At 70.6% G+C, this 19,885-nt stretch carries 18 protein-coding genes and 2 pseudogenes; 8 read left to right on the top strand and 12 right to left on the bottom strand.

The window, feature by feature from the left end; genetic code table 11:
* Positions 1-8: 8 nt before the first annotated feature.
* Genes hutU through hutH form a run of 5 tightly spaced genes read left to right on the top strand, consistent with a single transcriptional unit; the run spans position 9 to position 6,754 of the window.
* Positions 9-1,643, top strand: coding sequence for a urocanate hydratase (gene hutU / locus ACFQV6_RS28000; RefSeq protein ID WP_378030587.1), 1,635 nt, complete (start codon positions 9-11; stop codon positions 1,641-1,643).
* Positions 1,640-2,794, top strand: a complete 1,155-nt coding sequence (locus tag ACFQV6_RS27995) for an allantoate amidohydrolase (RefSeq protein WP_378030586.1) — start codon at positions 1,640-1,642, stop codon at positions 2,792-2,794. The genes hutU and ACFQV6_RS27995 overlap by 4 nt, the downstream gene beginning before the upstream one ends.
* The gene (locus ACFQV6_RS27990; RefSeq protein WP_378030585.1) at positions 2,791-4,077 is read left to right on the top strand and encodes a formimidoylglutamate deiminase; all 1,287 of its coding nucleotides are present in this window, start codon (positions 2,791-2,793) and stop codon (positions 4,075-4,077) included. Before ACFQV6_RS27995 ends, ACFQV6_RS27990 begins: the two co-directional genes overlap by 4 nt.
* Complete coding sequence (gene hutI / locus ACFQV6_RS27985) at positions 4,074-5,222, top strand: imidazolonepropionase (RefSeq protein WP_378030584.1); 1,149 nt, start codon at positions 4,074-4,076, stop codon at positions 5,220-5,222. Before ACFQV6_RS27990 ends, hutI begins: the two co-directional genes overlap by 4 nt.
* Positions 5,219-6,754 (top strand): histidine ammonia-lyase, encoded by a 1,536-nt coding sequence (gene hutH, locus ACFQV6_RS27980; RefSeq protein WP_378030583.1) that lies wholly within the window; start codon positions 5,219-5,221, stop codon positions 6,752-6,754. The genes hutI and hutH overlap by 4 nt, the downstream gene beginning before the upstream one ends.
* A gap of 76 nt (positions 6,755-6,830) precedes the next feature.
* Here hutH and ACFQV6_RS27975 read toward each other — a convergent pair whose 3' ends face one another.
* The 5 genes from ACFQV6_RS27975 to ACFQV6_RS27955 form a co-directional block, all read right to left on the bottom strand.
* On the bottom strand, positions 6,831-8,042 hold the full coding sequence (locus ACFQV6_RS27975; protein WP_378030714.1) for an ATP-binding protein: 1,212 nt from the start codon (positions 8,040-8,042) through the stop codon (positions 6,831-6,833).
* A gap of 176 nt (positions 8,043-8,218) precedes the next feature.
* Positions 8,219-8,833, bottom strand: coding sequence for an RdgB/HAM1 family non-canonical purine NTP pyrophosphatase (rdgB, locus tag ACFQV6_RS27970; protein ID WP_378030582.1), 615 nt, complete (start codon positions 8,831-8,833; stop codon positions 8,219-8,221).
* The gene (gene rph / locus ACFQV6_RS27965) at positions 8,830-9,558 is read right to left on the bottom strand and encodes a ribonuclease PH (protein ID WP_378030581.1); all 729 of its coding nucleotides are present in this window, start codon (positions 9,556-9,558) and stop codon (positions 8,830-8,832) included. Before rph ends, rdgB begins: the two co-directional genes overlap by 4 nt.
* A gap of 10 nt (positions 9,559-9,568) precedes the next feature.
* The gene (locus ACFQV6_RS27960; RefSeq protein ID WP_378030580.1) at positions 9,569-10,759 is read right to left on the bottom strand and encodes a glycosyltransferase; all 1,191 of its coding nucleotides are present in this window, start codon (positions 10,757-10,759) and stop codon (positions 9,569-9,571) included.
* A 66-nt stretch (positions 10,760-10,825) separates the two neighbouring features.
* A complete protein-coding gene (locus ACFQV6_RS27955; RefSeq protein ID WP_378030579.1) occupies positions 10,826-11,572 on the bottom strand; it encodes an MBL fold metallo-hydrolase in 747 nt (248 codons plus the stop codon).
* A gap of 318 nt (positions 11,573-11,890) precedes the next feature.
* On the opposite strand from ACFQV6_RS27955, the gene ACFQV6_RS27950 reads away from it, so the two are divergent.
* The gene (locus ACFQV6_RS27950; RefSeq protein WP_378030578.1) at positions 11,891-12,277 is read left to right on the top strand and encodes a hypothetical protein; all 387 of its coding nucleotides are present in this window, start codon (positions 11,891-11,893) and stop codon (positions 12,275-12,277) included.
* Between the two features lie 99 nt (positions 12,278-12,376).
* Here ACFQV6_RS27950 and ACFQV6_RS27945 read toward each other — a convergent pair whose 3' ends face one another.
* From ACFQV6_RS27945 to clpS, 5 genes and pseudogenes are all read right to left on the bottom strand, one after another.
* Positions 12,377-13,342, bottom strand: coding sequence for a PLP-dependent cysteine synthase family protein (locus ACFQV6_RS27945; RefSeq protein WP_378030577.1), 966 nt, complete (start codon positions 13,340-13,342; stop codon positions 12,377-12,379).
* 5 nt (positions 13,343-13,347) lie between these two features.
* Entirely contained in the window at positions 13,348-13,662 is a 315-nt protein-coding gene (locus tag ACFQV6_RS27940) for a MoaD family protein (protein ID WP_378030576.1), read from the bottom strand.
* A gap of 65 nt (positions 13,663-13,727) precedes the next feature.
* Positions 13,728-14,224, bottom strand: a pseudogene (locus ACFQV6_RS27935) (Mov34/MPN/PAD-1 family protein).
* Positions 14,225-14,283: 59 nt separating this feature from the next.
* The gene (locus ACFQV6_RS27930; protein WP_378030575.1) at positions 14,284-14,784 is read right to left on the bottom strand and encodes a DUF2017 domain-containing protein; all 501 of its coding nucleotides are present in this window, start codon (positions 14,782-14,784) and stop codon (positions 14,284-14,286) included.
* Between the two features lie 20 nt (positions 14,785-14,804).
* Positions 14,805-15,095, bottom strand: coding sequence for an ATP-dependent Clp protease adapter ClpS (clpS, locus tag ACFQV6_RS27925; protein WP_378030574.1), 291 nt, complete (start codon positions 15,093-15,095; stop codon positions 14,805-14,807).
* A gap of 120 nt (positions 15,096-15,215) precedes the next feature.
* On the opposite strand from clpS, the gene ACFQV6_RS27920 reads away from it, so the two are divergent.
* A complete protein-coding gene (locus ACFQV6_RS27920; RefSeq protein ID WP_378030573.1) occupies positions 15,216-16,502 on the top strand; it encodes a nicotinate phosphoribosyltransferase in 1,287 nt (428 codons plus the stop codon).
* A gap of 14 nt (positions 16,503-16,516) precedes the next feature.
* Positions 16,517-17,095, top strand: a complete 579-nt coding sequence (locus tag ACFQV6_RS27915; RefSeq protein ID WP_378030572.1) for a nicotinamidase — start codon at positions 16,517-16,519, stop codon at positions 17,093-17,095.
* 833 nt (positions 17,096-17,928) lie between these two features.
* Here ACFQV6_RS27915 and ACFQV6_RS27910 read toward each other — a convergent pair.
* Together ACFQV6_RS27910 and ACFQV6_RS27905 are read right to left on the bottom strand one after the other, a co-directional pair.
* The gene (locus ACFQV6_RS27910; protein ID WP_378030571.1) at positions 17,929-19,356 is read right to left on the bottom strand and encodes an MFS transporter; all 1,428 of its coding nucleotides are present in this window, start codon (positions 19,354-19,356) and stop codon (positions 17,929-17,931) included.
* A 292-nt stretch (positions 19,357-19,648) separates the two neighbouring features.
* A pseudogene (locus tag ACFQV6_RS27905) lies at positions 19,649-19,885 on the bottom strand (cytochrome ubiquinol oxidase subunit I); the annotation flags it as partial.

Raw genomic sequence — 19,885 nt, 5'->3', positions numbered from 1 at the left:
CGGAGACGATGATGTCCGAGATTCGCGCGCCGCGCGGTACCGCGTACACCGCAAAGGGCTGGCCGCAAGAGGCCGCCAAGCGCATGTTGATGAACAACCTGGACCCCGACGTCGCCGAGAGGCCGCAGGATCTCGTCGTCTACGGCGGCACCGGCCGGGCCGCCCGCGACTGGCGCTCCTTCCACGCGATCGTCCGCGAGCTGGACGAGCTGAAGGATGACGAGACCCTGCTGGTCCAGTCCGGCAAGCCGGTCGGTGTGCTGCGCACCCACGAGTGGGCACCGCGCGTGCTGATCGCGAACTCGAACCTGGTCGGCGACTGGGCGACGTGGCCGGAGTTCCGCCGGCTGGAGCAGCTGGGCCTGACCATGTACGGCCAGATGACCGCCGGCTCCTGGATCTACATCGGCACCCAGGGCATCCTCCAGGGCACCTACGAGACGTTCGCCGCCGTCGCCGCGAAGAGGTTCGGCGGCACCCTGGCCGGGACGCTGACGCTGACCGGCGGTTGCGGCGGCATGGGCGGGGCGCAGCCGCTGGCGGTCACCATGAACGGTGGGGTCTGCCTGGTTGTCGACGTGGACCGCACCCGGCTGCAGCGCCGGGTCGACACCCGTTACCTCGACGTCGTCGCGGACAGCCTCGACGAGGCGGTGGATATCGCCATCGCGGCAAAACTCCAGCGGCGAGCGCTTAGTGTCGGCGTGGTGGCCAATGCCGCGATCGCCTTCCCGGAACTGCTGGTCAAGGGCGTCGAGATCGACATCGTGACGGATCAGACCAGCGCGCACGACCCGTTGAGCTACCTCCCGGTCGGCGTGGAGCTCGACGATGCCCCGGAGCTCGCCCGGACCAAGCCCGACGAGTTCACCGACCGGTCCCGCGCGAGCATGGCGAAGCAGGTCGCCGCGATGGTCGGGTTCCAGGACGCCGGTGCCGAGGTGTTCGACTACGGCAACTCGATCCGCGGTGAGGCGAAGCTCGCGGGGTACGAGCGGGCCTTCGACTTCCCCGGGTTCGTGCCGGCCTACATCCGGCCGCTGTTCGCCGAGGGTAGGGGCCCGTTCCGCTGGGCGGCGCTCTCCGGCGACCCGGCCGACATCGCCGCCACCGACCGCGCGGTGCTCGACCTGTTCCCGGACAACGAGCCGCTCGCACGCTGGATCAAGCTGGCCGGGGAGCGGGTCGCCTTCCAGGGTCTGCCCTCGCGGATCTGCTGGCTCGGCTACGGCGAGCGTGACAAGGCGGGTGTCCGCTTCAACGAGATGGTGGCGAGCGGCCACCTGAAGGCGCCCGTCGTGATCGGCCGGGACCACCTGGACGCCGGGTCGGTGGCCTCGCCCTACCGGGAGACCGAGGCGATGCTCGACGGGTCCGACGCGATCGCCGACTGGCCGCTGCTGAACGCGCTCGTCAACACCGCCTCCGGCGCGAGCTGGGTGTCGATTCACCACGGCGGCGGGGTCGGTATCGGACGCAGCATCCACGCCGGTCAGGTCTGCGTGGCCGACGGCACCGCACTGGCCGGGCAGAAGATCGAGCGGGTGCTCACCAACGACCCGGCGATGGGCGTGCTGCGCCACGTCGACGCGGGCTACGAGTCGCACTCCACCGGCGGCCTGACGATCCCGATGAGCCGATGAGCGACTTCACCGATCTCTGGGCCGAGATCGCGCCGGTCGGGCGCACCGACGGCGGCGGTTACCTCCGGTACGCATTGACTCACCCTGAGCTGACGCTCCGCGACTGGTTCCGCGCTCAGGCCGCGCGAAGGGACATGCTGGTCACCGAGGACGGCAATGGGAACCTCTTCGCGTGGCGGGACGAACCGTGGGCACCGGGGACGGTGCTTTCCGGTTCGCATTTCGACTCCGTTCCGTACGGAGGTGGATATGACGGACCGCTCGGGATCGTCAGCGCGTTCCTCGCCGTGGACCGGGTGGGTAAGGACCGGAAGGTCGGTATCGCGGCCTTCGCCGAGGAGGAGGGCGGCCGGTTCGGCGTACCGTGCCTGGGGTCGAGGCTGCTGACCGGTGTGATGGACCCGGACCGCGCGGCCGCACTGACCGACCGCGAGGGGATCACCTTCGGTCAGGCTCTCGGTGCCCGCCCCGCGGGCGCCGTGCCCGGAATCGGCAACCTGGCGGCGGTGGTGGAGCTGCACATCGAGCAGGGCCGCGCGCTGGAGACACCGGTCGGGGTGGCGAGCGCGATCTGGCCGCACGGCCGCTGGCGGATCGACTTCGCCGGGGTGGGCGACCACGCCGGCACCACCAGGATGGCCGACCGGCACGACCCGATGCTGACCTTCGCGTTCACCGTCCTCGCCGCCAACAAGGAGGCCCGGCTCGCCGGCGCGCACGCGACGATGGGCCGGGTCCAGGTCGAGCCGAACGCCACGAACGCCATCCCGTCGCTGGTCCGCGGCTGGCTGGACGCCCGCGCCGCGGACACCGCCACCCTGGATCGCCTGGTCGACGCGCTGGTGAGGAAGGCGACCGAGCGGGCCGGCCGGGACGGCACCACGCTGACCGTGACACCGGAGTCGGTGACCGGCGAGGTGGCCTTCGACGAAGGGCTGGCCAAGCGGCTCGCCGATCTGCTCGGCGGCGCTCCGATCCTGCCGACCGGTGCCGGTCACGACGCCGGGGTGCTCTCCGCCCGCGTGCCGACCGCGATGATCTTCGTGCGGAACCCGACCGGGGTGTCGCACTCCCCCGCCGAGCACGCCTCCGACGCCGACTGCGAGGCCGGCGTCGAGGCGCTGGCCACCGTGCTCGAGGAACTGACATGAGGTTCTTCGCGGAGCAGGCGTGGGTCGACGGCCGGGTGCAGCGCGATGTGCTGATCGAGGTGGGCGACGGCCGGTTCACCGCGGTCACCCCGGGTGCGGCAGCCGAGGGCGAGCGCCTGCCCGGCCTGGTCCTGCCGGGCCTCGCGAACGCGCACTCGCACGCCTTCCATCGCGCGCTGCGCGGGCGCACGCACGGTGGGCGGGGCAGCTTCTGGACCTGGCGGGAGCAGATGTACGCGGTCGCCGCCCGCCTCGAACCGGACACCTATCTCGCGCTCGCCCGTGCCGTCTACGCCGAGATGGCCCTGGCCGGGATCACCTGTGTCGGCGAGTTCCACTACCTGCACCACGCCGCCGGCGGCGCCCGTTACCACGACCCGAACGCGATGGGCGCGGCGCTGATCCAGGCCGCCGCCGAGGCGGGTATCCGGATCACCCTGCTGGACACGCTCTACCTGACCTCGCAGGTCGACGGCACGCCCCTGCAGGGCGTTCAGGAACGGTTCGGTGACGGCGACGCGCAGAGCTGGGCCGCGCGGGTGGGCGCGCTGGCTGCCGCACCGCATGCCAGGACCGGTGCCGCAATCCATTCGGTACGGGCAGTGCCCGCCGATTCCCTGTCCGTCCTCACCGGACGCGCCCCGTTGCACGTCCACCTCTCCGAGCAGCGGGCCGAGAACGATCAGTGCCGGGCGGTGCACGGCTGCACACCCGCCGAACTGCTCGACCGCAACGGGATTCTGGGGCCGGGCACCACAGTCGTGCATGCCACCCACCTCACCGACGGTGACGTCGAACTGCTCGGCGGCAGCGGGACGGGTGCCTGCCTCTGCCCCACCACCGAACGCGATCTGGCCGACGGCATCGGACCGGCCCGCCGGCTGGCCGGCGCCGGGGTGCCGCTCAGCCTCGGCAGCGACAGCCACGCCGTGATCGACATGTTCGAGGAGGTGCGCGGGCTGGAGATGAACGAGCGGCTCGCCGCCGAGAGCCGCGGGCACTTCGCGGTGCCGGGACTCCTCGCGGCTGCGGCGAACCACGGCGCCCTGGGCTGGGACGACGCGGGCGAGATCGCGCCCGGCCGGCACGCCGACCTGGTCGCGGTGAGCCTGGCGAGCGTACGGACCGCCGGCAGCCGGCCCGACCAGACGATCTTCGCGGCCACGACGGCCGACATCACGCACGTGGTCAGCGGCGGCCGGACCATCGTGGCGGACGGCCGGCACACGAGCATCGACGTACCCCGGGCCCTGGCCGAGACGATCGGAGCGGTGATCTCATGAGCCTTGTCGTCACGAACATCGGTGAGCTGGTCACCAACGATCCGGAGTCGGAGATCCTGAAGGACGCCGCGGTCGTGGTCGACGGCGACCGGATCGTCTGGGTCGGTGCGGCCTCGGCGGCACCCGCGGCGGACCTGCGGCTCGACGCCGACGGCGCGGCGGTACTGCCGGGCTTCGTGGACAGCCACGCGCACCTGATCTTCGCGGGGGACCGGGCTGCCGAGTTCGGTGCGCGGATGGCGGGTCAGCCGTATACCGGCGGCGGGATCCGTACCACGGTCACCGCCACCCGTGCCGCGAGCGACGACGAGCTGCGCCGCAACGCGCGGCGGCTGGCGGGCGAGGCGCTGCGGCAGGGCACCACCACCCTGGAGATCAAGTCGGGGTACGGGCTGACCGTCGACGACGAGACCCGGTCGCTGCGGGTGGCCGGCGAGCTGACCGAGGAGACCACCTTCCTCGGGGCGCACGTGGTACCCGCCGAGTTCGAGGACCGGCCCGACGACTACGTCGACCTGGTGCGTGGCGAGATGATGGACGCGGTTTCCGCGTACGCGAAATGGGTTGATGTCTTCTGTGAGCGCGGCGCGTTCGACGGTGACCAGGCCCGCGCCATCCTGAAAGCCGGTGCGGAACGCGGCCTGGGCCTGCGCCTGCACGCCAACCAGCTCGGACCGGGGCCCGGAGTGCGGCTGGCCGTCGAGCTCGGTGCGGCGAGTGCCGACCACTGCACCCACCTCGACGACGCCGACGTGGAGGCGCTGGCCGGCTCGGACACCGTGGCCACGCTGCTCCCCGGTGCCGAGTTCTCCACCCGGTCGCCCTATCCGGACGCCCGGCGGCTGCTGGACGCGGGTGCCACCGTGGCGCTGGCGACCGACTGCAACCCCGGTTCGTCGTACACGAGCTCCATGCCGTTCTGCATCGCGCTCGCCGTACGAGAAATGGGTCTGACCCCGACCGAAGCTGTCACGGCAGCCACCGCTGGTGGCGCCGCCGCCCTGCGCCGCACCGACCTCGGCCGGATCTCCCCCGGCGCCCGCGCCGACCTGATCGTGCTCGACGCACCCTCGCACCTGCACCTGGCCTACCGGCCGGGTGTCCCCCTGATCCGCCACGTCCTGCAGCACGGAGCCCCCCGATGATCGTCACCGTCCAGCCCACCGGCATCACCCCCGCCGACGTGGTCGCCGTCGCCCGCGGCGACGCCCGCGTCGAACTCGCACCCGCCGCCGTCGAGGCGATGGCCACCAGCCGTGCCATCGTCGACGACATCGAGAGTTCCGGCCGCCCGGTCTACGGCGTCTCCACCGGCTTCGGCGCGCTCGCCAACACCTCGATCGCACCGCAGCGGCGCGCCGAACTCCAGCACGCGCTGATCCGCTCGCACGCCGCCGGCATCGGCGCGCCCATGCCGCGTGAGGTGGTCCGGGCGATGATGCTGCTGCGGGTCCGGTCGCTGGCGATGGGCCGCTCCGGGGTGCGCCCGGTGCTCGCCCAGGGTCTTGCCGACCTGCTCAACAACGACCTCACCCCGTGGGTGCCGGAGCACGGCTCGCTGGGCGCCTCCGGTGACCTGGCGCCGCTCGCCCACTGCGCGATCGTGCTGCTCGGCGAGGGGTGGGTGCTCGGCAAGGACGGTGCCCGGGTGTCCGCCGCCGAGGCGCTGCACGGTGCCGGCCTCCGGCCGCTGGAGCTGGCCGCCAAGGAGGGCCTGGCGCTGATCAACGGCACCGACGGGATGCTCGGCATGCTGCTGCTGGCCGTCGCCGACGCGGCGCACCTGTTCACCATGGCCGACGTGACCGCGGCGTGCGCGATCGAGGCGATGCTCGGATCCGAGCGGCCGTTCCTGCCGGAGCTGCACACCATCCGCCCGCACCCCGGGCAGGCCGCCTCCGCGGCCAACATCCACCGCCTGCTCCAGAACTCGCCGATCATGGACTCGCACCGGGACGACCTGGCGCACGCGGTGCAGGACGCGTACTCGATGCGCTGCGCCCCGCAGGTGTCCGGCGCGGCCCGCGACACCCTCGACTTCGTCCGGCTGGTGGCCGGGCGCGAGCTGATCTCGATCGTCGACAACCCGGTGGTCCTGCCGGACGGCCGGGTCGAGTCGACGGGCAACTTCCACGGTGCGCCCCTCGGCTTCGCCGCGGACTACCTGGCCATCGCCGCGGCCGAGGTGGGCGCGATCGCCGAGCGCCGGGTGGACCGGCTGCTCGACGTGACCCGCTCCCGCGAGCTGCCGCCGTTCCTGTCACCGGACGCCGGGGTGAACTCGGGGCTGATGATCGCCCAGTACACGGCGGCCGGGATCGTCGCGGAGAACCGCCGGCTGGCGTCGCCGGCCTCGGTGGACTCGCTGCCGACCAGCGGCATGCAGGAGGACCACGTGTCGATGGGCTGGGCGGCCACGAAGAAGCTCCGCACTGTTCTGGACAATCTGACCAGCCTGCTGGCGGTGGAGCTGCTGTCGGCTGTCCGAGGGCTGCAGTTGCGGGCCCCCCTTGTGCCGTCGCCGGCCGGGCAGGCGGCGGTGGCCGCGGTGACGCCGTTCGCGGGGCTGCCGGGGCCGGATGTGTTTCTGGCGCCGGTGCTGGAGCAGGCTCGGGCGGTGGTCCCTGGGCCCGATCTGCTCGGCGAGATCGAGGCCGCGGTGGGGGTTTTGGGTTGAGCCCGCGGCGCCGGGCGGGTTGAGGGTGCTGCACCGGGCGGGTTGAGGGTGCTGACCGGCATCGCCGGGGCTGGGGTCAGGCCTGCGCCTGCCAGAGGGCGCTGACCGGTATTGCTCGCATCTTGTCACCGAAGGGCAGGGTGCCGGTGCCGGTGTAGAGGACGATGCCGGCGATCAGGTCGTCGCCGAGGCGGTCCGCTATCCGCCGCAGGCCGCGGAAGTCGTCGTGCCGGACCGTGGAGGACGCCTTGACCTCGATGGCCACCACCTGCCGCTGCCGATTCTCCAGGATCACGTCGACCTCGACCTTGTTCTGGTCGCGGTAGTGGAAAAGCTCGACGAGCTGCTCCGACCAGGTGGCCTGGCGGGCCAGCTCGGCGATGACGAACCCCTCCAGCAGGGGCCCGAACGGCTGGTCCGGCCGCAGAAGCTGATGTGGATCGACGGCGAGCTGCTGCGCGGCGATGCCGGAGTCGACGAAGACCAGCTTCGGGGCGTGGGTGACCCGGCTGCCGAGGTTGCGGGACCAGCCGGGGATCCTTTTGATCAGGAAGATCTCCTCGAGCACTTGCAGGTAACGCACGACGGTGGCGCGGCTCAGGCCGAGCTCGGACTCCAGCGCACCGGCCGCGATGAGGGTCGCGGAGCGCGCCGCCAGCAACCGCACCAGCGCACGCAGCTGGGGCGCCCGCTCGATCCGGGCGAACTCCTGCGCGTCGCGGTCGATCAGCCCCTGAACGTAACCGTCGAGGAACCGGCCGCGGCGCCGCACGTCCGCTCGGGAGACCGCCTCGGGGAGACCACCGCGGACGATGCGCGCCGCGTAGTCCGCCCGGCTCACCGTGGACTCGTGCCGCAACTGCGGGCCCCGGGTGAACACGGCGTCGATGAAACCGTCCGAGGTGCCGTCGATCTCGCCCTGGGAGAATGGCCACAGCTCCACCGTCTCCATCCGTCCCGGCAGCGCGTCCGGTGCGCCGCGGAGACCGAACAACCGCGAGGACCCGGTCAGCAGGAACCGGCCCGGGCGCGGGTCCTCGTCGACGGCCACCTTGATGGCGAGCAGCAGCTCGGGAACCCGCTGGATCTCGTCGATGACCATCGGGTCGCCGAACGAGACGAAGCCGGTCGGGTCGGCCTGAGCGGCGGCCCGGTCCTGCTCGCGGTCCAGGTCGCGGCGCTCCGCCGACCGGTTGCCGGCGACCACGCGCACGAGGGTGCTCTTGCCGGACTGACGGGCGCCGTTGATCAGAACCACCCGGGTGTCCGCCAGCGCGGCCGAGATCATCTTCTCGGCACGTCGTGGCAGCAGGTGAGAGGCGGGCACGGTAGTCACCCTACGCGGTGCGGCTCCCGATCCGCGAGGCCTGGACTACCGATCCGCGAGGCTTCGACTACCGATCCGCGAGACTCTGACTCTCGATCCGCGGGGCTCCGGCTCTCGATCCGCGGCCGCGCCCGGTATCAGCGGGGCAGCTCCTTGGCGATGACCTTGGCCAGCTCGCGAAACGCCTTGCCCCGGTGGCTGATCGCGTCCTTCTCCGCCGGGCTGAGCTCCGCGTTCGTACGCTCCTGGCCCTCACCCACGAAGATCGGGTCGTAGCCGAAACCGCCCGCACCCCGCCGTGACCGCAGCAGCCGCCCGGCCTGCCGCTCCTCGACCAGGTGCTCCCGGCCGTTCGGCAGCACCAGGGCCGCGGCGCAGACGAAGGCACCGCCGCGCTGCTCGTCGCTCACGTCGCTGATCTGGGCCAGCAGCAGGTCGAGGTTCGCCTGGTCGTCGCCGTGCCCGCCGGACCAGCGGGCACTGAACACGCCCGGCATGCCGTTCAGCGCGTTCACCGCGATCCCCGAGTCGTCGGCCACCGTCGGCAGCCCGGTACGTTTAGCGCCCTCCCGGGCCTTGATCAGCGCGTTCTCGCCGAACGTCAGGCCGGTCTCCGGCACGTCCGGATATCCCGGGAAGTCGCCCAGGCCGACCAGCTCCACCTGGCGCACGCCGAGGGCGGCGTCCAGGATGCGCTGGAGCTCGGCGAGCTTCTTCTTGTTACCGGTGGCCAGCAGGAGCCGGCCGCTCATGAGGCGAGAGCCTTCTGCTGGACGGCGGCCAGCTCGGTGCACCCCAGCACCCCGAGGTCGAGCATCGCGTCCATCTGTGCCCGGCGGAACACACCGTTCTCCCCGGTGCCCTGCACCTCGACGAAGTCACCGGTGCCGGTGCACACCACGTTCATGTCGACCTCGGCGGTGACGTCCTCGTCGTAGTTCAGATCGAGCCGCGGCTCACCGTCGATGATCCCGACGCTCACCGCCTGGATCGAGGTGTGCAGCACCTTCTCCACCTTGCCGGCCAGCGACTTGCGCGCCGCGAGCCAGCTCACCGCGTCGTGCAGCGCGACATAGGCCCCGGTGATGGCAGCGGTACGGGTGCCGCCGTCGGCCTGGAGCACGTCGCAGTCGAGGACGATCGAGTTCTCCCCGAGGGACTTCAGGTCGATGCAGGCTCGCAGGCTCCGGCCGATCAGGCGGGAGATCTCCTGCGTACGCCCGCCGACCTTGCCCTTGACACTCTCCCGGTCGCCACGGGTGTTGGTGGCGCGCGGGAGCATCGCATACTCAGCGGTCACCCAGCCGAGGCCCGAGCCCTTGCGCCAGCGCGGCACCCCCTCGGTGACGCTCGCCGTGCAGAGCACGCGGGTGTTGCCGAACTCCACAAGCACCGAGCCTTCGGGGTGGATGCTCCAGTGCCGGGTCAGGGTCACGGGCCGGAGCTGGTCGGCCGTCCGGCCGTCGGGTCGCGCCATGCCCTCAACCCTATGCGTAACGCGTTGCGCCCGCTTCGTCCGCCCCGGGTCTCCTGCTGCGTGGAACCGCCGGGCGCAGCAGACCGACCGCCTCCTGCGCCGGAAACGCTCCGTGTGCCGCCAGGAAACCGTGGACCGACCGCTGCCAGCCGAAGTTCTCGGCGCGGGCCCGGGCCGCGGCACGCCGCTCGACGCGCGGCCGCTCCATCAGGCTGGTCACCGCCTCGGCGAAGCCCTCAGCGGTGCCCGGAACCGCCACACCGGCCTCACCGACCACCTCCGGCAGGGCACTCTGCTCGTTCACCACCACCGGGGTGCCGCAGGCCAGCGACTCCAGCGCGGCGAGGCCGAACGTCTCGACCGGTCCGGGTGAGAGCGTCACGTCCGCGCTGGCCAGCAGGGCTGCCACGGCGGAACGGTCGGCGATGTGCCCGGCGAAGCGGACCGGCAGGCGGGCCGCCCGGTACGCCAGGGAGGTACGCCGGGTGCCGTCACCGGCCATCACCAGGACCGCCGGCACCTTGCCGTTACGCAGCGCGGCGACCGCGTCGACGGCCAGCTCGGGCCGTTTCGCCGCGGAGAGCCGGCTGGCGTAGACGACGAGCATCTCGTCGGGGCGGGCGTACCGGGAGCGGACCCCGACGTCCATCCGGCTCGGGTGGAAGACGTCCAGGTCGACGCCGAGCGGGACCTCGACCAGATTGGGCACGTCGAGACGGCGGAACTCGGCGGCCGCGAACGAGGTGGTGCAGACGATGGTGTCGAACGCCTCGGCGGTCCGCTGGTTGAACCGGTCGGCGAGGGCGTCCCGCTTCGGCATGCCCCAGACACCGAGCATGCCGGCCAGGCTCTCGTGGGAGACCATCATCGAGCGAACGCCCCGCTGCCGCGCCCAGGTGCCGGTCCAGCGCAGCGTGGTGCGGTCGGAGACCTCGATGCGGTCCGGCTCCAGACTGTCCAGCAACTTGGCCAGCTCGCGCCGGCCGGCCAGGACGCGGTAACCACCGGTCCGGGGTAGCGGTGCACTCGGCAGGGTGATGACACGGCCCTGTTTGGTCACCTTGTCGGAGTAACGGCGGCCAGGAATCACCAGGATCGCCTCGTGTCCGGCACGCTGATAACCACGGCCGAGTTGCCGGAGCGCGGTGCGCAAGCCGCCGGTGTGGACCGTGACGAAGTTGGCGAGGCGAACGATGCGCATGCAACAACTCCAAGATCACGACACGTGGTGCATCGGTGCTTCAGCCGATCCCGCCCCCGTACCGGCTCAGAGATCGTATCTGGCGCCGGGTCGGACGACTTCCACCGGTCCCGCGTACGCGGCAGAGGCCGCCTCCACAATAGAGGCCTCACTGGCCCAGGCGGGGACGAGATGCGTCAACAGGAGCCGCCCCACGTCCGCCTTGGTGGCCGCCTCGCCGGCCTCACCGCCGGTCAGGTGCAGGTCGGGAGGGTTGGGCACCCCATCAAGGTAACTCGCCTCACACAGGAACAGATCCGCGCCCGCCGCCAGCCGCAGCAGGGCCTCGCACGGCGCGGTGTCCGACGAGTACGCCAGGACGCGGCCGTTGTGCTCGATGCGCACCCCGTACGTCTCGACGGGATGGTTGACGCGATCGACGGTGACGGTGAGCGGGCCGATCGGAAACGTACCCGGCTGAAGCCCGTAAAAGGTGTAGACGTCGTCGACGGGCTCGCCCTCGGTGCTGTAGGCGGCCGCGATCCGCTCGGCGGCGCCCAGCGGCGCATAGACCGGCACCGGCGGCAGCGAGCCGGCCGGGTCGTAACGGCGGACCACGACGTAGGTGCATGCGTCCATCATGTGGTCGCAGTGCAGGTGAGTGAGAAGAATCGCGTCGACCTTGCGCATATCGGAGTAACGCTGAAGTGCTGACAGCGAACCCGAGCCGAAATCGATCAGGAGCCGGTACCCCTCGGCCTCGACGAGATAGGCCGAACACGCCGACTCGGGGCCGGGGAAACTGCCGGCACAACCGAGAACGGTTAGTCGCATGCGGGTCCCTCTGACTCACATCGGGTCGAACAACACGGGGTAGCCCAACACCGAGTCGACAAACACCAAGTCGTCCACCACCGAGTCGTCCACGCCCCGCCGGACCGGTCCGCGCTGGACTTGTCAGACCAGTCAATCACGCAGCGAAGCGTACGCCCCGACCAGCGCTCAACGTAAACAACTGATCGATTTGTCGCTAAATCGACAACGCACATCACAGCCGTCGTGACCTCGGTCATCACCGATTCCGCCGTCACGCCGAGTGACCTGTTCGCGTTGCACAGGGTAGTACCTCGGAGATCATCTGATGGAGGCGACGTGACCGCGGTCGAACAGGCCCGCACTACCCGAACAGCGCCCTCGGAAAACACGTCAATCGTGCCGTGGAGTTCCGAAGAACCGTCGGCGCTCCGCTTCCCGGCACCCGACGATCCGGCGCCCAGCGCCCGGCGGATGTTCGGCATGGCCCTCTATGGAACTGTGCTCGGCATGACCGGTGTCGGTGTCGGCCTCTATGCCGTCGTCGCGGTCTTCGGTGGAGCGCCCGGCTGGTACCTGCCGGTGCTGGCATTGCTGACCCTGCTCAGCGTCGCGCCGGCGGCGGCCGCCTTCCTTGCCGTACATCAGCGCAAGCTGCCCTGGCTGCTGATGCTGGCGGCCGCTCCGCCGATGGCCGGCGCGGTTCTGGTCGCCCTGGCCTATTGAGCAATTTTCAACCTGACATCGGGCCCGAAGCTGCCGGGCCGTTGTCCGGCGCCGGCAGCCGAGGCCCTCGCCCCGTTGAAAACGGCTCATTAAGTCGCGCTAGGCCCAGAGCTGGCCTTCGAGGGCTTCTTCGGCGTCGTTGAGCGTGCCGCCGTACGCGCCGGTCGACAGGTATTTCCAGCCGCCGTCGGCGATCACGAACGCGACCTCGGCGCGCTTGCCGGCCTTGACCGCCTCGTGCGCCACGGCGAGCGCGGCGTGCAGGATCGCGCCGCTGGAGAAGCCGGCGAAGATGCCTTCGACCTCGACCAGCTGACGGGTACGCAGGACGGCATCCCGCGTACCCACCGAGAAGCGGCGATCCAGCACCGAAGCGTCGTAGAGTTCGGGCACGTAGCCCTCGTCGATGTTGCGTAGCCCGTACACCAGCTCGCCGTAACGCGGCTCGGCCGCGACGATCTGAATGCCCTCGACCTTCTCCTTGAGGAACCGGCCGGTACCCATCAGCGTGCCGGTGGTGCCCAGCCCCGCCACGAAGTGCGTGATCGTGGGCAGGTCGTGCAGCAGCTCGGGGCCGGTGGTCTCGAAGTGCGCGCGGGCGTTCGCCGGATTGCCGTACTGGAACAGCATCTTCCAGTCGGGATGCTCGGCGGCGATCTGCTTGGCGGTCGCCACCGCCTGGTTGGAACCGCCGGCGGCCGGCGAGAAAATGATCTCCGCGCCGTACATCCGGAGGATCTGGACGCGCTCGCCCGAGACGTTCTCCGGCATCACGCAGACCAGCCGGTATCCGCGCAGCTTGGCCACCATCGCCAGCGCGATACCGGTGTTGCCGCTCGTCGGCTCCAGGATGGTGTCACCGGGACGCAGATGCCCGGACTCCTCGGCCTCACGCACCATGAACAGCGCGGCGCGGTCCTTGATGCTGCCGGTCGGATTCCGGTCCTCGAGCTTGGCCCACAACCGCACCGGCGGCGCCCCCTCGGGCACCGCCGGTGAGAGGCGGGGCAGGCCGACGAGCGGCGTGCCCCCGCACGCGTCGAGCAGGCTCTCGTAGCGAGCCATGAGTCTTAAACCCCGAGCAGGGCGGCCGCCGCCGCGAAGCCGAGCGCGCCACCGGCCACGGCCGGGAGGATCGTGATCGAGTCGCCGTCCTTGAGCTTCGCGTCCAGCGCGCCCAGGAAGCGGACGTCCTCGTCGTTCACGTAGATGTTCACGAAGCGGTGCAGGCCACCCTCGGGGGTGATCAGCCGGCCCTTGAGGCCGTTGTGCTTGCCGTCCAGGTCGTCGATCAGGGCGGTGAGGGTGTCACCGGCGCCCTCGACGACCTTGGAGCCGCCGGTGTAGTTGCGCAGGATGGTGGGAACGCGGACTTCGATAGCCATGACTGTCATGCTCCTAAAGACGTCGTACTGAACGGGCTGGGGTCGGTCGAATCGGGTCGCTTGCCTCAGCGGCAGCGACACTCGTAGAAGACCGACGCCGGGCTCTGCCCGAACATGAACGACTGCACGGCACTCATACTCACGCCTTCACGGTCGCATCCACGATGTTGACCTCTTCTTCGGTCACCACACCGTCCACGATACGGAACGACCGGATCTCGTCGGAATCCGGCTCGCGGGTCGAGACGAGCAGGTAGTGCGCGTTCGGCTCGCCGGCGAACGAGATGTCCGTCCGGGACGGATACGCCTCGGTCGCGGTGTGCGAGTGGTAGATGACCACCGGCTCCTCGTCGAGGTCGTCCATCTCGCGCCAGACCCTCAGGTGCTCCATCGAGTCGAACTCGTAGAAGGTCATCGAGCGCGCGGCGTTGTCCATCGGGATGTGCCGGGCCGGCACGTCACTGCCGATCGGGCCGGCGACGACGCCGCAGGCCTCGTCCGGGTGATCCCGGCGGGCGTGGGCGACGATCGCGTCGACGATCGTGCGGTCGATGGTCAGCACGTCGTTCACATTACCGTGAGATTTCCGCTACCCGGGCGTGGCAGTGCCCACACCGCCGGTTACTTGATCTCGGGCAGTGCATTGAGCAGCGACTCCTGGAGATACCCCAGATACGCGTAGACCGAGAGCTGGAAGACCCGGCTCGACCCGGGATCCTCGAGAACCGCCTCGTCCAGCTCGTCGGCCAGGTCGGTGTCAGCCTGGATGTCGAGGCGGGTGCCCATCGCGAGGCGGGCGTCGTTGATCGCCCGGAGCCAGGCCTCGGCGGCCTCACCGTCCAGGCGTACCTCACCCTCGCCCTCGTCGGGCAGGGCCGCGAGGATCGCGCCCGCCTGATCGATCTTGCTGGTCATGAGGTCGCCCTCGGTGTAGAGCCGAAACTCCGCCGAGTCCTCCGGGCAATCCGGATAGGTGTCCGGAAACAGGCGGGACACCACCGGATCGGTGTGGTCCATGCCGTCGGTCAGCAAACCGACCACCTCAGCGGCCACCTTGCGCAGAACACGCACCTCGTCGTACGCGAAGGTGGCCACACAATGGCCGCCGCTGCGTCGGAACATGCTATTCCCCACCCGCTAAGTCAGGCTCGGTCCACAGTCGCCCAGAGACCGTATCCGTGCAGTTGGTTGGCGTCCATCTCCATGCGCTCGCGGGCACCGGAGGAGACCACCGCTTTGCCTTTGGTGTGCACATCCATCATCAGCAGTTCGGCTTTTTCCTTGCTGTATCCGAAGAGCTTCTGGAAGACCCACGTCACATACGACATGAGGTTGACCGGGTCGTCCCAGACGATGGTCACCCACGGCCGGTCCTCGGCCGGTACTTCCTCGATCTCCGGCGTCTCGACGGGAGCAACCTGAGGCAACGCCATGCCCCCCATGGTGCCACCGGTTTCGGCGAACCGGTGAACCGGAGCACCGAACCGCAGGTCAAGACCACTTCCTCCAGGCCGGAGGCCGCACCTTGGCGCCGGGCGCAATAGGGTAGGTCTGTGGAGACCATCGCGCCGGCCCTGATGACGGACCACTACGAGCTGACCATGATCAGCGCCGCGCTGAAGGACGGCACCGCCGACCGGCGCTGCGTCTTCGAGGTCTTCACCCGCAGGCTGCCTACCGGCCGGCGCTACGGCGTGGTCGCCGGCACCGGCCGCCTGATCGAGCTGATCCGCAACTTCCGGTTCGAGCAGGCCGAGGTCGATCACCTGCGCTCGGCCGGCGTGGTCGACGAGACCACCGCGAATTGGCTGGTCAACTACCGTTTCACCGGTGACGTCGAGGGTTACCTCGAGGGTGAGCTGTTCTTCCCCGGGTCGCCGATCCTGACCATCTCCGGCGGGTTCGCCGAGTGCGTGGTGCTGGAGACGCTGATCCTGTCGGTGCTCAACCACGACAGCGCCATCGCCGCGGCGGCCGCCCGGATGGTGACCGCCGCCCGCGGCCGGCCGATCATCGAGATGGGCTCCCGGCGCACCCACGAGCACGCCGCGGTCGCCGCCGCCCGCGCCGCGTACCTGGCCGGTTTCGCCTCGACGTCGAACCTCGCGGCCGGGCGCGCCTTCGGGATTCCGACCACCGGCACGTCGGCGCACGCGTTCACGCTGCTGCACGACGACGAGCCGACCGCCTTCGGCTCCCAGGTGGCCGCGCTCGGCAAGAACACCACCCTGCTCGTCGACACGTACGACATCAGTCAGGGCATCCGCAACGCCATCGCCGTCGCCGGCCCGGACCTGCGCGCCGTGCGCATCGACTCCGGCGACCTGTCCGTCCTGGCCCAGCAGTCCCGGGAGCTGCTCGACTCCCTCGGCGCCACCGAAACCAAGATCATCGTCTCCGGCGACATGGACGAGTACTCGATCGCCACCCTCGCCGCCGAGCCCGTCGACATGTACGGCGCCGGCACCGCCGTGGTCACCGGCTCCGGAGCGCCCACCGCGGGCCTGGTCTACAAGCTGGTCGAGGTCGACGGGCGCCCGGTCGTCAAGCGCTCCGAGAACAAGGCCACCGTCGGCGGCCGCAAGACCGCGGTCCGCCGGCACAAGCCCACCGGCACCGCCACCGAGGAGATCATCTACTCCCAGGGCGTCCCCGACCACCAGCCCAACGACCGCATGCTGCAGCACGGTTACGTGGCCGACGGCGAGGTGCTGGCCGGGCCCACCCTCGCCGAGTCCCGCGACCACCTGCGGCAGTGCCTGATCTCCATCCCGTGGGAGGGGCTCAAGCTCTCCGCGGGCGATCCCGCCATCCCCGTCGTCATCGTTCCCACCGCCTGAGGGGTTCCGTTCCCATGACCCGCGCGCTGATCATCGTCGACGTACAGAACGACTTCTGCGAAGGGGGCTCCCTGCCGGTCGCCGGTGGTGCCGCCGTCGCCAAGGGCATCTCCCTGGTACTGGACAAAGCGGGCGAGCGGTGGGACCACGTCGTCGCCACGAAGGACTATCACGTGGACCCGGGCGCGCACTTCAGCGCCCACCCCGACTTCGTCAACTCCTGGCCGGCGCACTGCGTGGTCGGTTCCACGGGCGCCGACTTCCACCCCGAACTGGTCACCGACCGCATCGAGGCGATCTTCCACAAGGGCGCTCATCAGGCCGCCTACTCCGGCTTCGAGGGCCACACCGAGGCAGGCGAAACCCTCGCCGGCTGGTTGCGGGGCCGGGGAGTGACCGAGGTCGAGGTCGTGGGCATAGCGACAGACCATTGCGTACGGGCTACTGCGCTCGACGCCGCGTCGAACGGCTTCGCCACAACGGTCCTGCTGGAGCTCACCGCAGGTGTGGCCCGGGCAACAACGGACGCCGCCCTCGAACAACTCCACGCCGCCTCAGTCACCACAACCGGCGAGCCGGTCGTCGACGCCTGATCCCTCCCTTGGCGGGCCACCGCCCCTCCCCCCGCGCGGGGACTGATCGCGCCGCCCGGGGACTGATCGCGCCGCCCGGGGACCGATCGCGCCGCCCGGGGACCGATCGCGCCGCGCGGGGATCGATCGCGCCGCGCGGGGATTGGCCGCGCCGCGCGGGCATCCCTACCGCGCGGGAATCGATCTCTGCGCGCTGATCAGTCTCACGGCGCCGGGTCCGCGCGCACTTGATATTTCTGCAATTCTGACCGGATGTCCCGACTCGTCGACCTCTGGCCACCGTACGGTCTCACCATCCGCACCCCCCGACTCGAACTCCGTCTCCCCCACCGACCGGGCGCGCTTCGTGCTCCGCGGCCACTGGCACGCCCTGTCCGAGTGGAGCGCCACCAACTGGCAGCTGGCCCTCGGCGTCTTCCACGACGGCGAACCGCTCGGCATGGTCGCCCTGTTGGCCCGCGACCCCTCTGAGCACCAGCCCAACCACCCAGCTGGCCGTCAGCGGTGCCTCGGGCCGCGAAAAAGCCCCCTGAGCACCAGCCGAATCACTCAGCTGGCCGTCAGCGGTGCCTCGGGCCGCGAAAAAGCCCCCTGAACACCAGCCGAATCACTCAGCTGGCCGTCAGCGGTGCCTCGGACCACAAAAAGGCCCCCTGAACACCAGCCGAGCATCCAGCTGGCCGTGAGTGCTCCCTCCGCCCTGCGCACACAGCACTGGGGACCAGCCGCGAAGATCCGGCTGGCTGTGGGTGCTGCTTCAGAGCGCGCGAGACGGCACTGACAGCCAGCCGGATGGGCTGGCCAGCATGGGCCGGGCCGTCGAGCGTCGGAGGTCAGGACGGAAGGCGCACGTCCGCGCGAGCCGGGTCGGCGGGTGCAGTGGGCGGCGCCTCGTCGGCGGGTGCAGTGGGCGGCGCCTCGTCGGCGGCGGGCGGTGCCGGTGGGGTGACCGGTGCAGCGGCGGAGGGGGAAGGCTCGGCGGCGGACAGCGAGGTGGCGGCGGGAGTGGGAGAGGACAGGGAGGCGGCGGCGGGAGTGGGAGAGAGCGGGGAAGTGGGAGAGAGCGGGGAAGTGGGAGGGAGGGGTGGGGTGTCGCGGCGGCGGCGGAGTTCGGCGGGGAGGACCAGGAGGGCTACGAGGAGGCCTACGGTGCCGACGGCGGTGAAGCCCCAGGCTGGGCCGAACGTGTCGATGGCTAGGCCGGCTATCGGGCCGCCCAGGGCTACGCCGACGGTCAGGGCTGAGTTGTGCAGGCCCATGGCTTCGCCGCGGGCTGCGGCGGGGATCATGCGGCTGATGGCGTCGGAGCTGGCGGTGATGGTGGGGGCGCAGAGGGCGCCGGCCGGGATGAGGAGCAGGGCGAGCAGCCACCAGTGGTTGCCGCCGAGGCCGACCGGGATGGTGAGCAGGGCCATGGGGGCGAAGAGGGCCAGGGCGGGGACGCCGCGGCGGACCGTGCCGTAGGCGAAGCCGCCGATGAGCGAGAACAGGGCCCAGAGCGAGAGCACGGCGCCGGTCCAGGCGACCTGGCCGGAGTCGCGCAGCACGGCGACCACGGCGACGTCGGTGCCGGAGAGGACCAGGGTGGCGGCCATCGTCACGGCGAGGATGGCGACGAAGCGGGGCTTGAGCCAGCTGCTTCGTGGCACCCGCTCGCCGCTGCTGACCGGGGCCTCGTGGGCGGCGCGGGTCGGCGGGTTGAGCAGCCACAGGCCGAGACCGGCGAGGAAGATGCCGGCGGCCAGCGCGACCATGGCGGTGCGGGTGCCCGCGGTGGTGGCGATGATCACACCGAGTGCGGGCCCGGCCATGAACGACATCTCGGTGGTGATCGAGTCGAGGGCGAAGGCGGGCAGCCGATGGGACTCGGGGGTCAGTGCGGCGATCGACTGGCGGGCCACCGAGAAAGCGGGAAGGGCCAGGAAGCCGCCGATCGCGGCGACCGGGAGCAGGGCCCAATAGGGCAGGGACTGCGCCACCAGCCAGTAGATGACCTCGGCGACGGTGGTCAGCACCAGCACCGGGCGCAGGCCGCGGCGGTCGACGAGGCGGCCCATCACCGGAGCACCGAAGGAACCGCCGATCGTCGCCGCGGCGCCGACCAGACCGGCGGCGCCATAGCCCCGGCCGAGGTCGGTGACCACGTGCAGGGTGAGCACAACAGTCGCGGCCGCGATGGGGATGCGGGCCAGCGTGGCGACCACCAGCAACGAGGGAATCTTCGGCAACGCGAGTGTTTCGCGGTAAGGCGTGAGCAACATGTCGATCCTGACCTCCGCGACTCATCCTGCCGTGGGGGTACGACATAAAGCGAATGAGTTCCACCACCCCGAACGCGAACCGGACGCCCCGCACGGTGAAGGGAAAACGAGACGGCCCGCACGGTGAAGGGAAAACGAGACGGCCCGCACGGTGAAGGGAAAACGAGACGGCCCGCACGGTGCGGAAAACGAGACGGCCCGCACGGTGAGGAGAACGAGACGGTCCGCACGGTGAGGAGGAAAACCAAACGGCCCGCACTCCACAGGAGTGCGGGCCGATCAGGTAGTACGGTCAGCGATCGCGATCAGACGCGACGTCTTCCTGGTAGGTCGCACCGCCGTCGGATTCCGCGCTGAGGGGGCGAGCGCCACCCTCCGGCGGGCCCGCGAGCGAGTGGCCGGCCGCCAACTCCGGGAACTTCTCGTCGAATGCCGGCCGCTCGGAGCGGATCCGGGGCATGCGGTCGAAGTTGCGGAGCGGGGGCGGGCTGGACGTGGCCCACTCGAGCGAGTTGCCGTGGCCCCACGG

The organism is Actinoplanes sp. GCM10030250 (genome assembly GCF_042666575.1).
Lineage (GTDB): Bacteria > Actinomycetota > Actinomycetes > Mycobacteriales > Micromonosporaceae > Actinoplanes.
This window is presented reverse-complemented; position numbering and strand designations above follow the sequence as displayed.